The following is a 13,852-nucleotide window of genomic DNA, read 5'->3' as shown; positions in this document are numbered from 1 at the left end:
GAGCGCAAGACGAAGTATGCCGGCCAGAATGCCCACGCATTGCAGAGCGCGACGCTCATCAGCAACTACTTCGAGGCCATGCACAAGCAGGCTGCGTATTCCGAAGAGGGGGCCGATGCGCTGATCCGGCAGAAAAAGCTCGTCAAATACACTGACGCCATGGCATTTCCCGCCGAGTACGCCGAGCGCATCAACGCCTTCGACGAAACCATCGCCCTGGCGGTGAACGACGTCATCGCCTGGGTAGTGCTGATGAATCCGGTCAAGCTGCTGGGCAAGGCGCTGTCCTGCTTCGATACCCGCGTCATCCCCACGGCCCGTGCCTATGAGCAGGCGGTTTTCCAGTGTATCGGCGCCCTGGTGCACACCCAGCGCGGCACGCACGTGCTGGCCCAACTGATCGATATGCCCGTGGACAGCAGCCCCTATTGGCTGGCGCTGGCCAATGGCAGTGACCTGCTCCTCGATCGCTTGCGCGACAGCGCCGGGGTGCTGGCCAAGAGCACCTTCCAAGTATTGGACGCCTTCATGGAAGAACATGCCATCACCCCGGCCACCAATGCCCTGATCGGTCTGCTGCAAGCGATACCCGCAGCCAAACGCGCGGACGTGCTGATACCACGCTTGCGGCATGTGATGGAGATCAGGGCCAACGTCACCCTCGTCCAGTACGAAATGAGCCTGGCAGACCTGCAACGCGCAGCCTATGAGTTCCAGGGCCACCAAAGCCTGGAGTCCGCCAAAGCGCAAGGCTGGAAAGTGCCGACGCCGAAGGTCACCCAGTTCGACTTGACCATCCGAATCCCCGTCTATGAATGGGTCAAGATTGGCGAGACCAGCTACCACGAAATCGACAGTCCGCCCAAGAATCGACCAGCGCTGCCACCACCACGGGCGATGGAGTTGGAGGGGAATCCGTTCATGAATGCGGTGAAACGGATGCGGGAGCCGGCGGGGCATTTGTTTACGGGGTTGGGGGGGTATTTGGCGGTTGTGGGGATGGGGAATGCCTCTAGAGAGCTGAGTTCTAATAACGAACCAGTCTCTGCTGTTATTCATTTTGTGGGCGCTGTAATTGCATTGACAGGAACCGCTGTAGAGATCAGCGCAAGGGCGGTTGCAGTGAGCGCAGGCATGCGCGGAAATGAAACGCTGGCTAAAACCGCAAAAATCATCTCGGCTAAACGCGGTGTTGCGACTTTCGGTGCTCTCGGAGCGGGCCTGCTGGCTGTTGCAGACCTAGTGAAATCAATACAAGCATTCGACAACAGCAACCGCGCGCAGGGACTCATGTTTCTCGGCTCAGCAATTTCTGCAGGCGTCCTGACCATTGCAACTTGGGGAGGCGGCGTGGCTGCGGCCAAAGCGCTAGGTGGCGCAGGTATGGTCCTCGTCCTAGGACTGGGCATAGCCGGATGGGCCGTTGTGGCATTCGTAGCGACTGCAGCGACTATTGCATTCGCGATGGGTGTCGACATCACTAAGCACGGCCCTGCCGAGATATGGCTTAAACACAGCGCCTGGGGTATCGATTACAGCCGCTATAGTAATGCAAAGGAACTGGAAGCCGTATATGGGCTGTACTACCGACCTCGAATTATTGCGAAATGGGAACAGCGATCCGATTACCCAACAGGCACCTTGTATATTCATTGCTGGCTCCCTGGAATAGAAGGTGCTCCAGGGGATCGGTTCCAAACTCGACTGTCTTTCCATAGAGGTAACAGAACACTCGAGCGTATCGATGGACCGATCGTATATGCCGGTTCCAACCCGCTCGACTACCAACAGGAGTGCTTGGTTACGCCTTTAGGCTTCACTGCCGAGGAATGTGGCTGGTCGATCCAAATGCACGAGTTTGCCCACGTCACACTCGAATATGTATATTTGCCTGATCCTCAACACCAGCCTCATCTGATGTTGACCCCACTTTGCGCGCCTGACCCCCTGATTTTCAAAGCGGGCACCTGGTTAGTCGATCCAATCGAATCAGGTATGCTGCAACCCCTGGTGGGTCCTCTATGAAGCCAGAAATCAAACGCCTGCCGAAGAGTCTTCGCCTTGGCGGAACCAGGCTATATAAGAACTGGCCTACTGGCGAAACTGCGCAACCGGATGGGGTGCGAAGGATAAACAGCAGAGCCGTCGAACTTGAAACGTATGCTAATTGGCATCAGCGCGGTGCGTCAGGGGCGCTTGCCATCTCTATAATAGTTACGATTGCTCTATTGCCAGTCATATTTTACATATACGGCATAGAGCGACTAACATTAGAAACAACCATCAAGATCATCCTATCAGCGGCCACGCTCCCTATGATGGCCGCCATCTTCTACTTCGCCGGCGGCACCCACCGCACTCGCGGTGCCTACATACGCATCCACCGGTTAACGCGCAAGGTCTACATCGTTTTTCCCGGCCAAACGCGCCTTCACACCCTCGACTGGGATCACCTCGAAGTCCTGGCAGGCTACATTCCCATCGTCACGCAAACAGGTTTGATCACCCGGCATCCGCTGTACCTGATCGGCGTGGATTACAGCATGCACCCGCCCACCGAAATCTGTGCCGCATGCGGAAACCTTGGTGTATTCGACGGCGACCGTTCAGCCAAGTCCTTATTCTCCTATCTCCAAACCTTCATGGAGCACGGCCCCGAAAGACTCCCCAAGCCCCCGCCCATTGCCCCTCGACTAAGCCGTCGAGCGGAAGCCCTGCAACCCTACCGTGACTGGTACACCGGCCTGCGTCGCACTTTGGCAAAACCCTACGGCCTGCTCAAAGCGCCGATAACGATTCCGCTCTGGCTCGGTTGGCTGCTGATCAACGCCTACCCTGACAGCTTCGAAAACTTCATCCAGTACAACGTACCCTATTCGAAGTTTCCGAAAGAAATCGACACGTTGTGCGGCTTCCATGAAAAACGCAAACCGGTAATACGGGTGAACGGGAAGCGTATCGACTCATAAGCATACCCCCGCCCGCCGTAACCCCCGGCACCTTCGCATTCAGCCGGCAATACGCACGGCCCCGCGCGGCCCTTGAGGGATCGGCACGTGATTACCCGGTCGATACACCAGCCATCGGTAGCACAGCGCGCAAATCATCCAGTCGATCAGCAGTGTCCACAGGTTGTGCGAGAGGAAATGCGCGCCCTGGGCCATGCGCCCCAAGGACAGCACCGAGCCCAGGATGAGCGCCAGCGCCAGCGCGACGCGGGCGGTTTTTGGGCGGCGGTCACGCAGGGCGAAGAACAGCGCCAGCAGGGAGAACCCGGTAGACGCGTGGCCACCTGGCCAGCACAGGCCGGGCTTGATGGCCTCTGCACGATGGGCCAGCAACGGCGTGTAGGTCTCGACGCCACCGAACTCGCTGAGGCTCCAGGGGCAATGTACGCCAGTGGCGATCTTCAGCGGGGTCACCACCGAGGTGGTCAGGCTCAAGGCCAGCACCACGTAACCCAACGGCCTGCGCAAATGCCGTAGCGGTGCATACACGCAACTGACCACGAAGGCTACGAACAGCAGCACCGCCAGCACGATGACCGCCTGTTTGACGCGGTCATGCAGGATGTTTTCCAGCCAGTAGCTGTTACGGCCGATGAAGCCCTCGCCGGGCTGGTAGAACAGATGCGCCAACTGGAAATCGATGGAGCTCATGTCGAACAGCAGCATCAGGCCCATCAATAACAAAGGCACGCCCAGCGCCAGACGAAAATCGAATGGCCGCGAGGGATTGGAAAAAGGCGCGATGGCCATGACGGAAGCTCCGCAAATAAAAGGTAGAGGGGCCAGCACAAGGTCGTGCGAGCGGTGGAATGGCCGCGCGACAGTAGTGGGCAAACCATTCCTAAACAGTGAAAGACCTGTAAAAAAATCGTTGAACAGCGGCGCGCACGGCAAACTAAATAAACATTCATCCAGCCTTCACACACTTTAATAATTTCCCTACAAATAATTACACTTGGCGCGAAACCCTTTCACGAAAACTTGATGAATCACGGCCTAGAGTCTGCGCATCCAAGAACGGCTTATGCCCCTGCCTTTCCACTTTTCGTCAAAGATCATCATGCTGACCTTGAAACCTGTGCGTCCCGAAGTTGTGGCGGTCGCTGCCAGTGCGTTTCTGCTGGCCGCCTACAACGTGCCCCTTTGGCAACACCTTGATCGCATCGCCAGCTGGCAACCTGCCCTGGCGTTCATCCTCATGCTGTTTGGCGTGTTCAGCGCCATTCTCACCTGGCTGACAGTGCCCAGAGTGTTCAAGCCGGTGCTGATCGCGCTGTTCATGATCAGCGCGGGCGTGGCCTATTTCATGAACCGTTACGGCATCCTGATCGACACGGGCATGCTGCGTAACACCGCCGAAACCAATGCCACCGAAGTGCGCGACCTGCTCTCAGGGAAACTCTTTCTGTATATCGCACTATTAGGATTAGTGCCGTCGCTGTTATTGTGGCGAACGCCCATCGATTACCGCCCGGTATTGCCCAACCTGTTTGCCAAACTGTTGATGACGGTGGGCTGCGCTGCGCTGATCGGCGGCGCCGGTCTGATCAACTATCAAGGCTTGTCGTCGATGCTGCGCAATCATCACGAACTTCGTTTGATGATTGTCCCGAGCAACTATATCGGCGCCTCGATCAATTACCTGCGCGAACAATGGGTCAGTGCACAAGCGCCGTTCACGCCGATTGCCGAAGATGCCATACGGATAAAACCCGCCGGCGCTCAGTCACGCAAATCGCTGACCGTACTGGTGGTCGGCGAAAGCGCGCGTGCCGACAACTTCAGCCTGCTGGGCTACCCGCGCGATACCAATCCTGAGCTGAGCAAACAGCAGGGCCTGGTGGCGTTCACCGACATGCACTCCTGCGGCACTGAAACCGCCGTCTCGGTACCGTGCATGTTTTCCAACCTGGGCCGCGCCGGCTACAGCGCGGCGGCGGCGAGCAACCGCGAAGGCTTGCTCGATGTGCTCAAGCGCGCAGGGCTGAATGTCATCTGGCGCGACAACCAGTCGGGCTGCAAAGGTACCTGCGCCCGCGTGACGGTCGAGAACCTCAGCAATGCGAGCGACAGCGAACTGTGCGCCGACCACGAGTGCCGTGACGAAATCCTGCTGCAGGGGCTGCAGACGATGATCGATAACCTCGACCAGGACACCGTACTGGTGCTGCACCAAATGGGCAGTCATGGCCCGGAATACTACAAACGCTACCCCGCCGCCTTCGAGCGCTTCACCCCGGTGTGCAAGAGCAATGCGCTGGACCAGTGCAGCCGCGACAGCATCGTCAATGCCTACGACAACACCCTGCTGTACACCGACCATGTGCTGGCGCAGTTGATCGAGACCCTGCGCAGCAATCAGGACCGTGTCGACACAGCGATGATCTACCTCTCTGACCACGGTGAATCGCTGGGCGAGTACAACCTGTTCCTGCACGGCACGCCGTACATGCTCGCGCCCGAGCAGCAAAAACATGTGCCGCTGCTGGTGTGGCTGTCGACCGCCTATCAGCGCTCGACCGGCATCGACAGCACCTGCCTGCAAGGTCAGCGCGACGCAGCGCTGAGCCAGGACAACCTGTTCCACTCGATGCTCGGCCTGCTCGGCGTGCAGACCCACGCCTACAAAGCCAACCTCGACCTGTTCGCCAGTTGCCGACGCAGCCAGGTCGCCGGCAGCCTGCCGGGCAAGACAGTGGCGGTCAGCACCGATGCGGCTCAGCGCTCGGCGCCAGGCGGGTGACCGAAATGCGCCTTGTAGGCATGGTTGAAGTTGGCCGGGTTGGCATAGCCCAAGCGGAAGGCCACCTGCGCCACCTGCCAGCGGCCCTGGCGCAACAGCGTGCGCGCCAGTTCCATGCGCTGCTGGCGCAGGTACTGCAACATCGATTGACCGTAAATGCTGCTGAAGGCACGCCGCAGAGTGGTTTCGCCCACCTCTAGCTGACGCGCCAGGGCGACGCTGCCGGGTGGGTCGATGAGGTTGGCGTCGAGCACTCGGCGCGCCTCATGGGCGATATCGCGCTGTCCGCGAGGTGCGGCGGCCACCTGCGCCGGCTTGCCGTTGAGGTGGCTGGCCAGCTCCACCAGCACGGCCAGGCTCAGGCTCTCTTGGTTGAGCCGCTCCAGCGCGCCGACGTAGGGTGAGTGATAGAGCCGCTCGAGCAGGCTGCCCAGGGCACGGCAGCGGTTGAAGGCAGAAAACTGCATGCCATCGTCGAGCAGGCCGAGCAGCGGTTGCAGCGCCGGGTCTTCCTCGGCCAGCTCGCGCAGGAAATCCCCGGCAATGCGTAGCCCGGCCATGCGCACATGGCTGCCTCCGGGTAACTGATCCACCGCCTCCATGCTCTCGCTCAAGCCAAGCCCGTGGGTGCCGCCCAAGGTGTACTGGTTGAGATGGCCATCGACGCGGTGCTGCCACTGGCCGTCGAGCACATGCACGATGCACAGGCTGCCCGGCAGGACCTTGTCGATGCGCAGCGGCTCGGGGAATTGCAGGTTGCAGTCGAAATACTGCAGGTGCGGGCGCACGGTCCGCGCGCGGTAGTGACCGATGGCGCTGCCCACCACCTGCTGCGCGCTGTCATCGAGGACACCGGCCTCGGCAATGGCGGCAGCGTGGTCAAACACGAAATGCGTGTCCAGGTAGGGGTTCCAGCGTTTCATCGGCAAGCGTATCCACGGCTGCTGTACGGCGAAGCGGTGTTAACGCCGTCACAGCGGGTTCATCGGTGATTGTGAGTTTCGAGCTGTTTGTTGTGGGCAGCGGCCCCGGCGCTTGGCAGATCGCCTGGGGTTGCCTTCAATGGCAGCCTTGGACTCACAAGGAACATCAACATGCAGCTGCAGCATGAACGGGTGGCCGCACCGCAGATGCCACCGGCTGTGGCAGGTATCGCTGTACGCCACGGCCATTGGCCGTGTGTGCGGCCGAAGCCAGTAGACCGCGCTGGCCTTGCGAAATTTCACCTACCCACCCCGGAAAACCCAACTGAGCCTGCGCTGTGTCGTGTACGCCCGGCGCCGACGCGGAGGGCTTGCGCATGCAACGTCTGCGTCGCCTGATCTGGCCGCTGACGGTCGTGCTGCTGCCCTTGGCGCTGATGGCCTGGACCAGCCTGCAAGGCTGGCGCGCCAGCAGCGTGCTGGATGAGGCGCAGGTGATGCGGCAATGGCTGGCCAACCCCAGCGATGGGTTGCTCGAGCAGTTGTCGTACCAGGAACGCGTCCAGGCCAGCAGCGTCGGTCGGGCTGACCGCTTCCAGTTTCAGGTCGAGCAGGCCGATGCCGACCGCGGCTGGTTGCGCCTGCGTCAGGCACTGGCCGCGCTGGGTTTCTGGTTGGCCCTGGCCGCGCTGCTGGCCGGGCCTGCCGGCTGGCTCAAGCTGCGCCTGGACGCCTGGCGCGCGCTGAAATCCCAGACCTTCCTGTACCAGCATCTGAGCCGCAGCTGGCACGCACTCGGGCGTTGGCTGGTGGCCTACACCTGCCTGCTGGTCGCTGCGCTGACGATGGTACTGCTGTATGAACTGAGCTGGGGCTGGAGCCACCTCAAGGCCGGCGGCTGGACCCTGCTGCTGCTGGCGCTGCCGCTGGCGGGTGTGATTTATCTGGGCTTGCTGCTGATCGAGCGCCTGCGCAGCCAGTGGCACGCCATGCAGGCGCCCTCCTCGGCCTTTCTCGGCCGCGCCCTTGGTCGCAACGAGGCGCCGCAGTTGTGGGCGTGGATCGAGCAACTGGCGCAAGCCCTGAACGCTCCGGCGCCCGATCACATCGTCGTCGGCGTCGATCAATCGTTCTTCGTCACCAGCGTGCCGGTGGCCCTGCAACCGTCGCAGCATGAACTCAGCGGACGCACGCTCTACCTGCCGCTGACCTACCTGTCGAGCCTCAGCCAGGCGGAAAGCGCGGCGATCATCGGCCACGAACTGGGCCACTTCAGTAACCGCGACACCGAGCGCGGCAGCGAAATCAGCGCGCGCTTCAGCCTGATGTGCACGCACTTTGCGCTGATCAGCGGCGCGGATGCCGAACCTGCGTGGATCGAGCGCCCGGCGATCTGGATGGCCGCGCACTTCCTCCACCACTTTCAGCTGGCGGTGCATCACTGGGGCCGCCAGCAGGAGCTGCTGGCCGACCGCAGTGGCGCCGCAGTGGCCGGTGAGCGGCTGTTCTGCCAGGCCCTGCTGCGCGTGATCGCCCTCGACCGCGAAATCGACCAGGTGCTGCGTGAGCGCCCTGCCGGCAACCTGATCCAGGCCCTGTCGCAGCGCCTGCAAAACAGCGTTCTGCAGCTGGGTGGCGAGCAGCTCGAGCATGCCATCGGCCACCCTTTCGATACTCATCCGTCCACCGCACTGCGCCTGCAACAGCTGGGCGTCGCCCTCGACGCGCCGCTGCTGGCGGCCGCCACCCGGCGCCCCAGCGACGACGACCGGCAATGGTTCGCCCAGCTTACCCAGGCCACGCCGACAACCGCCGCGAATACCTCCAAGGAAACCTTCATATGAGCAACCCACAAAATCCTGATCCGTTGGCCCATCTTGCCGATGACCTCAGCGCCGAATATGGCCAGGCGCGCCAGGCCGACCAACAGCGTGCGGTCGCAGAACTCAAGGCGGTGATCGAGCGCGTGCCCGAGCAGAGCGAGTTCACCGAGAGCAAGCGCTTCAAGATTCTCGCGCCGCTGTTCGCGGTCGTGTCGGTGGCGCTGCTGGGCATCGCGATCAACTCCGGCAAGACCGGTGCCATCGTCTTCACGGCATTGATGGTGCTGCTGTTCATCGTCACCGCCTGGCAGCACCGCAATGCCGGCAGCCACGTGTTCATGCGCTTGAACCGCCGGCAGTTGATCGTCGATACCCTGGATGCACCGGTCGACCTGCTGGACGTCACCGAGGTGCTGGTCAAGGACGAAGGCATCGTCACCCTGCAACGCTTCACCTTGCGCCCCGGCGCGCCACTGCCCAAGCACCGCCACTGCGGCAAGCTGATGGGCGCCCAGGGCATGGCGCTGGCCAAGCCCTTTGCACAGGTGCGCATTCACTCCCCAGGCCTGATGCGAGATGGGCGCAAGCTGAGCATCGATGAAATCGCCGAAATCATCGACGGCTACCGCATGGCCGCCCATGCCCAGCAACAGCTCGATGCCCTGCAGCGGGGCTAGGCTGGCCGGTTACACCGGGCGCCGCCGCACACCTCGCGCAGCGGCGCCTATTCCCTTTCAGCCTCAGGGCAACGCGCGGTCCACCAGCACCTGCAAGCGTTGCCGCGAGCAGCGCTCCACGCGCGCTTCGACGCCATACACTTCAGCCAATAGCTCAGGCTGCAACACCTCGTGCGGGGTGCCGCAGGCGACGATGCGGCCCTGGCTGAGCATCACCAGAATATCGGCGTGGCTGGCGGCCAGGTTGATGTCGTGCAGCACGGCAATGGCCAGCAGGCGCTGCCCATGCACGCGCTCGCGCACTGCGTCCATCACCCGCAACTGGTAATGCAGGTCCAGGGCACTGGTGGGTTCGTCGAGCAGCAGCACCTGCGGGTTGCGCGCCAGCAACTGGGCCAACGCCACCAACTGTTTCTGCCCGCCCGAGAGGCTGTTGAGCATCTGCTCGGCCAGGTGCTCGATACCCAGCTGGCGCAGCGCCTCGAAGGCCAGCGCCGCAGGCTGTTCAGCGCCGCTGACGCGCAGCCCGGCGATGATGCTTTCCAGCACACCCAAGGCGATGCCCGGCGGTAGTTGCTGGGGCATGTAGCTCAGGCGCCGGGCGCGCTCGGCGAAGGCCAGACGGGCGACATCCTGGCCCTCGAGGCTGAGCCGGCCCTGCATCGGCTCCAGGCCCGCCAGCGCCCGCAGCAAGGTGGACTTGCCGGCGCCATTGGGGCCGACCAGGGCCACCAGGCTGCCGCTGGGCAGGGCCGGCAGGCTGAGGTCGTTCAGTACCTTGCGCGCGCCATAGGCCACTGACAGTCGTTCGATCGACAAACTCACAGGTTTCTCCCGCGGCGGAACACCAGGGCGACGAACACCGGCACCCCGACCAGCGCGGTGACGATGCCGACCGGCACGATCACCCCCGGCATGATCAGCTTGCTGGCAATCGATGACAGCGCCAGCAACAGCGCGCCGACCAGGGCGCTGGCCGGCAGCAGGAAGCGTTGATCCTCGCCCACCAGCATGCGCGCGATATGCGGCCCGACCAGGCCAATGAAGCCGATGGTGCCGACGAACGCCACCGCCGTCGCCGACAGCAGGCTGATGCGCAGCAACGAGGCATGGCGCAGACGCCGAGTGTCGACGCCAAAGCTGCGAGCGCGGTCCTCGCCCATGCGCAGCAAGGTCATCGCCGGGGCTGCGCGCAGGGAAAACGGCGTCACCAGCAGCAGCACCACGGCCAGCATGCCGAGCTTGTTCCAGTCTGCGCGGGCCAGGCTGCCCATGGTCCAGAACACCAGTTGCTGCAGCACATCTTCGGTCGCCAGCAATTGCAGCAACGACACCAGCGCGTTGCAGCTGAACACCAGGGCGATGCCGAACAGCACCAGGCTCTGCACCCCGGCGCCGCGCAAACGCGCCATGAATTGCAACAGCAGCACCGACAAGCACGCGAAGATGAACGCCATCAGCGTTACCTGAAGGCTCGGTGCCAGCCAGGCCACGCCCAGTGGATAGGCAATCGCCAGCGAAGCGCCCAGCGCTGCCGAGGACGACACGCCGAGGGTGAACGGGCTGGCCAGGGGGTTGTCGAGAATCGCCTGCATCTCGGCCCCGGCCAGCGACAGTGCGGCGCCTACCAGCACCGCCATCAGCGCATAGGGCAGGCGCACGTTCCAGATGATCACCCGCTCGGTGGCGCTCAGGCTGCCGGGGTCGAACACGCCATGCAGCAACTGCCCCAGGCCCATGCCCGAGGCACCGCTGGCCAGATCGCCAAGCACCGCCAGCACCAGCAACACTGCCAAGCCCAGCACCAGCCAGGTGCGCCGCCACAACAGGCGGCGATAGCGGCTGGCCGCCTGGGCGGCATCTGCGGACAACGCTTGGGTCATTTCGCGTCGATCCAGTACTGGCCGTCGAGGTCAACGTTGAGCAGTTGGTTGATCTGGGCCTGGGTCGCCTTGGGATCGATGTCCTTGAACAGCTCCGGGTGAATCCAGCCGGCCATGGCTTCGATGGCCAGGATATTGAACGGCGAGTTGTAGAAGTCGTGCCACAGGGCATGGGCCTGGCCTTGCTGAATCGGCCGCAGCGGCGCGAATTCCGGGCGTGCGGTGATGCGCGCCAGGCTGTCGCGGGCGGTCTGTTCGCTGACCCCGGCGCCGAGCAATACGCCCGGGGCGCGGTTGCCGGTGGCGATGTACACATCCGGGTCACGCTCGAGCACGTACTCGACACTGACATCGCCCAGGGCACCAGGTACCACGTCGGCGGCGATGTTATGCCCACCCACGGCGGTCACGACACTGCCCAGGCCGCTCTTGCCGGTGGTGTGCCCCGGCGCCTGCCAGACTCCCGGCAGCAGTTCGAGGAAGACCTTCGGCCGCTCGCTGTCCTTGATGCCGGCAACGCGGTCGGTGATCTGCTTGAGGTGGCGGTCGTAGAGGCTGAGGAATTCATCGGCCTGCGGTTTGCGCTCGAGCAGGCTGCCCAGCGCTTCCAGGCTGACCCGGGTGTTGCGAATCGGGTGCACACGAAAATCGATGAACAGCACCGGCACCCCGGCCTTGGCCAGCAGGTCGGCGACCGGGCTGTGCTGGGTCGGGCCTTCGCCCGAGATGCTGAAGATCGCCAGATCAGGCTTGAGGGAAAGGATCTGCTCGGCGCTGACGCTCTGCTCCGAGGCCTGGCCGATCAGCGGCAGCTTGGCGATCTGTGGGTACTGCTTGGCATACACCTCGTAGGTGTGCGGGTCGAGCAGGCGCATGTCGTTCTGCCAGCCGACCACGCGTTGGAACGGGTTGTCACGGTCGAGCAGGGCCAGGGCGAAGAACAGCCGACCTTCGCCGAGCACGATGCGTTGTGGCGCTTTGTCGAGGCTCACGGTGCGGCCGAGCACATCGGTGACCTGCACTGCACTGGCGGGCAGTGCCAGGCCGAGCCAGCAGCAGACAATAGCGAACAGCGGCAGCAGACGCCGCCAGGCGGGAAAGAGGTTCATCAGCGCAGCTCCAGACGGGTCGGTGAGCGCCGCTCAGAAAGGTCGGCGCTGTAGCGAATGAATCGCATTCGAGCGGCGCAATTGTAATGACCTGACGGCCTCGACCGCAGTGCGCAAATGTAATGGTCTGCCATGGTCGGCAGAACCGTTACATGCTGTTACATCGACCCCGGTGCTGGCCTACTCGCTCAGCAGCGCCTGCAAGGCGCGGCAATCGGCGGCATGCCAGTCGGTCAACTGCGGCCATGGATTGTCGGGCAGGTTGACCAGCACAGTGCGCGCACCCGCTGCGCGGCCACAGTCGAGGTCGTTGAGGTAGTCGCCGACCATGACCATCTCGCTGGGCGCCACCGACCAGGCCTGGGCGATCTTCAGCAGGCCCTCTGGGCTCGGCTTGGGCTCGGCGTCGTCGCGCCCCAGCACGTGCTCGTGCTCGAAACAGTCGGCAATGCCGATCGCCTGCAAGGTGACATGGGCCAGTTCGCGCGCATTGCGGGTGAGGATCGCCAGCCGGCAACCGCGCCCGGCCAGCTCACGCACCAGCGCCACGGCACCCGGCGCCGGCCGCGAGCCGAGCGCCAGGTCGCGCTCGTGCTCCAGCAGCCAGGCATGCTTCGCTGCGGCTTCCTCAGCGGGCAGCGCGGCCAGATGGCTGAGGATGTCGTCCTGCGCGGGGATGTCGAGGGCCACGCGGATGGCGGCGAAATCGTGCACCGCCACGGTCAGGGTGCCGTCCATGTCGAACACCCAATGACGAATCTGTGCGAGCTTCATGCCCAGTCCTTGCGATGGCGGATGAGCCCTTCCTGGCTGGACGAGGCGACCAGTTGGCCCGCGCGATTGTAGATGCTGCCGCGGTTGAAGCCGCGGGCATTGCCCGCCCAGGGGCTGTCGGTGGCGTACAGCAGCCACTCGTCGGCGCGCAGGTTGGCGTGGAACCACAGCGAGTGGTCGAGGCTGGCGATCTGCATATCGTTCTGCCACACCGATTTGCCGTGGGGCAGCAGCGAGGTGGTCAGCAGGCCGAAGTCCGAGGCGTAGGCCAGCAGGTATTTATGCAGCGCAGGCAGGTCAGGCAGCATGCCGTCGGCGCGGAACCACACGTACTTGATCGGATCGCCAGGCTTGGGGTTGAACGGGTCGCGCTCGGTCACCGGGCGGATTTCGATGGGCTTGGGGCGCAGCACCTTTTCCCGTAGACGCTCGGGCAGGTGCGCGGCCATGACACTGGCCAGTTCCACTTCGCTGGCCAGGTTTTCCGGGCCGACCACCTCAGGCATCGGCGCCTGATGCAGGAAGCCTTCTTCGTCGTACTGGAACGACGCGCTACAGGTGAAGATCGGCTGGCCCTTCTGGATCGCCGTCACCCGCCGGGTGCTGAAGCTGCCGCCGTCACGCACCCGATCCACCGAGTAGACCACCGGCATGCTGGCATCGCCCGGGCGCAGGAAATAGCCGTGCAGCGAGTGCACGTGGCGGGCGTCCTCGACCGTCTGGCTGGCCGCCGAGAGCGACTGGCCGAGCACCTGACCGCCATACAACTGGCGAAAACCCAGGTCCTGGCTGCGCCCGCGGAACAGGTTTTCTTCGATCGCTTCGAGGCTCAACAGGTCGACCAGGTCGTCCAGCACTTCACTCATCAGGGTTCTCCTAGCAAGGCTTTGGCGCACTGCGGTGGTTCAGGCC

General features: G+C 63.2%; 12 protein-coding genes. 5 read left to right on the top strand and 7 right to left on the bottom strand.

The genetic code is table 11. The annotated features are described in order from the left end of the window. Nucleotides 1-2,025: hypothetical protein (locus H618_RS22890; protein ID WP_028696241.1), on the top strand; the 2,025-nt coding region annotated here is incomplete at its 5' end. Beyond that, complete coding sequence (locus H618_RS0117185; protein WP_154660682.1) at nucleotides 2,022-2,969, top strand: hypothetical protein; 948 nt, start codon at nucleotides 2,022-2,024, stop codon at nucleotides 2,967-2,969. The genes H618_RS22890 and H618_RS0117185, both read left to right, overlap by 4 nt. 39 nt (nucleotides 2,970-3,008) lie before the next feature. On the opposite strand, the gene H618_RS21845 is transcribed toward H618_RS0117185, so the two are convergent. Further along, nucleotides 3,009-3,758, bottom strand: coding sequence for a phosphatase PAP2 family protein (locus H618_RS21845; protein ID WP_033727748.1), 750 nt, complete (start codon nucleotides 3,756-3,758; stop codon nucleotides 3,009-3,011). A 310-nt stretch (nucleotides 3,759-4,068) separates the two neighbouring features. Here H618_RS21845 and H618_RS21840 point away from each other — a divergent pair, with 310 nt between their 5' ends. After that, nucleotides 4,069-5,751 (top strand): phosphoethanolamine transferase, encoded by a 1,683-nt coding sequence (locus H618_RS21840; RefSeq protein ID WP_050577340.1) that lies wholly within the window; start codon nucleotides 4,069-4,071, stop codon nucleotides 5,749-5,751. Here H618_RS21840 and H618_RS0117170 read toward each other — a convergent pair. Continuing rightward, nucleotides 5,727-6,674 carry a helix-turn-helix transcriptional regulator gene (locus tag H618_RS0117170; RefSeq protein WP_028696239.1) on the bottom strand — a complete coding sequence of 316 codons (948 nt, stop codon included), beginning with the start codon at nucleotides 6,672-6,674 and terminating at the stop codon, nucleotides 5,727-5,729. The genes H618_RS21840 and H618_RS0117170 overlap by 25 nt on opposite strands. A gap of 377 nt (nucleotides 6,675-7,051) precedes the next feature. On the opposite strand from H618_RS0117170, the gene H618_RS0117165 reads away from it, so the two are divergent. Together H618_RS0117165 and H618_RS0117160 are read left to right on the top strand one after the other, a co-directional pair. Continuing rightward, nucleotides 7,052-8,518, top strand: a complete 1,467-nt coding sequence (locus H618_RS0117165) for a M48 family metallopeptidase (protein ID WP_081673806.1) — start codon at nucleotides 7,052-7,054, stop codon at nucleotides 8,516-8,518. Beyond that, nucleotides 8,515-9,174: a hypothetical protein gene (locus H618_RS0117160; RefSeq protein ID WP_028696237.1), complete on the top strand. Its 660-nt coding sequence runs from the start codon at nucleotides 8,515-8,517 to the stop codon at nucleotides 9,172-9,174. The genes H618_RS0117165 and H618_RS0117160 overlap by 4 nt, the downstream gene beginning before the upstream one ends. A gap of 63 nt (nucleotides 9,175-9,237) precedes the next feature. Here the strand turns inward: H618_RS0117160 and H618_RS0117155 are convergent, their stop codons facing one another. From H618_RS0117155 to tesB, 5 genes are all read right to left on the bottom strand, one after another. Next, nucleotides 9,238-9,999: an ABC transporter ATP-binding protein gene (locus H618_RS0117155; RefSeq protein ID WP_028696236.1), complete on the bottom strand. Its 762-nt coding sequence runs from the start codon at nucleotides 9,997-9,999 to the stop codon at nucleotides 9,238-9,240. Beyond that, nucleotides 9,996-11,057 carry a FecCD family ABC transporter permease gene (locus tag H618_RS0117150; RefSeq protein ID WP_028696235.1) on the bottom strand — a complete coding sequence of 354 codons (1,062 nt, stop codon included), beginning with the start codon at nucleotides 11,055-11,057 and terminating at the stop codon, nucleotides 9,996-9,998. The genes H618_RS0117155 and H618_RS0117150 overlap by 4 nt, the downstream gene beginning before the upstream one ends. Then, nucleotides 11,054-12,166, bottom strand: coding sequence for an ABC transporter substrate-binding protein (locus H618_RS0117145; protein ID WP_028696234.1), 1,113 nt, complete (start codon nucleotides 12,164-12,166; stop codon nucleotides 11,054-11,056). Before H618_RS0117145 ends, H618_RS0117150 begins: the two co-directional genes overlap by 4 nt. Before the next feature lie 180 nt (nucleotides 12,167-12,346). Then, on the bottom strand, nucleotides 12,347-12,940 hold the full coding sequence (locus tag H618_RS0117140) for an HAD family hydrolase (protein WP_028696233.1): 594 nt from the start codon (nucleotides 12,938-12,940) through the stop codon (nucleotides 12,347-12,349). Further along, complete coding sequence (gene tesB / locus H618_RS0117135; protein WP_028696232.1) at nucleotides 12,937-13,806, bottom strand: acyl-CoA thioesterase II; 870 nt, start codon at nucleotides 13,804-13,806, stop codon at nucleotides 12,937-12,939. Before tesB ends, H618_RS0117140 begins: the two co-directional genes overlap by 4 nt. Nucleotides 13,807-13,852 lie beyond the last annotated feature (46 nt).

This window comes from Pseudomonas cremoricolorata DSM 17059 = NBRC 16634, assembly GCF_000425745.1.
Lineage (GTDB): Bacteria > Pseudomonadota > Gammaproteobacteria > Pseudomonadales > Pseudomonadaceae > Aquipseudomonas > Aquipseudomonas cremoricolorata.
Note: the sequence above shows the minus strand (reverse complement) of the source record. Positions and strands in the feature narration are given on the sequence as shown.

Bases quoted from the DNA above. Each gene is read 5' to 3' on its own strand.
- H618_RS0117170 (WP_028696239.1), bottom strand. From the start codon at position 6,674: ATGAAACGCTGGAACCCCTACCTGGACACGCATTTCGTGTTTGACCAC.
- H618_RS21845 (WP_033727748.1), bottom strand. From the start codon at position 3,758: ATGGCCATCGCGCCTTTTTCCAATCCCTCGCGGCCATTCGATTTTCGT.
- H618_RS0117160 (WP_028696237.1), top strand. From the start codon at position 8,515: ATGAGCAACCCACAAAATCCTGATCCGTTGGCCCATCTTGCCGATGAC.
- tesB (WP_028696232.1), bottom strand. From the start codon at position 13,806: ATGAGTGAAGTGCTGGACGACCTGGTCGACCTGTTGAGCCTCGAAGCG.
- H618_RS0117165 (WP_081673806.1), top strand. From the start codon at position 7,052: ATGCAACGTCTGCGTCGCCTGATCTGGCCGCTGACGGTCGTGCTGCTG.
- H618_RS0117145 (WP_028696234.1), bottom strand. From the start codon at position 12,166: ATGAACCTCTTTCCCGCCTGGCGGCGTCTGCTGCCGCTGTTCGCTATT.
- H618_RS21840 (WP_050577340.1), top strand. From the start codon at position 4,069: ATGCTGACCTTGAAACCTGTGCGTCCCGAAGTTGTGGCGGTCGCTGCC.
- H618_RS0117185 (WP_154660682.1), top strand. From the start codon at position 2,022: ATGAAGCCAGAAATCAAACGCCTGCCGAAGAGTCTTCGCCTTGGCGGA.
- H618_RS0117140 (WP_028696233.1), bottom strand. From the start codon at position 12,940: ATGAAGCTCGCACAGATTCGTCATTGGGTGTTCGACATGGACGGCACC.
- H618_RS0117150 (WP_028696235.1), bottom strand. From the start codon at position 11,057: ATGACCCAAGCGTTGTCCGCAGATGCCGCCCAGGCGGCCAGCCGCTAT.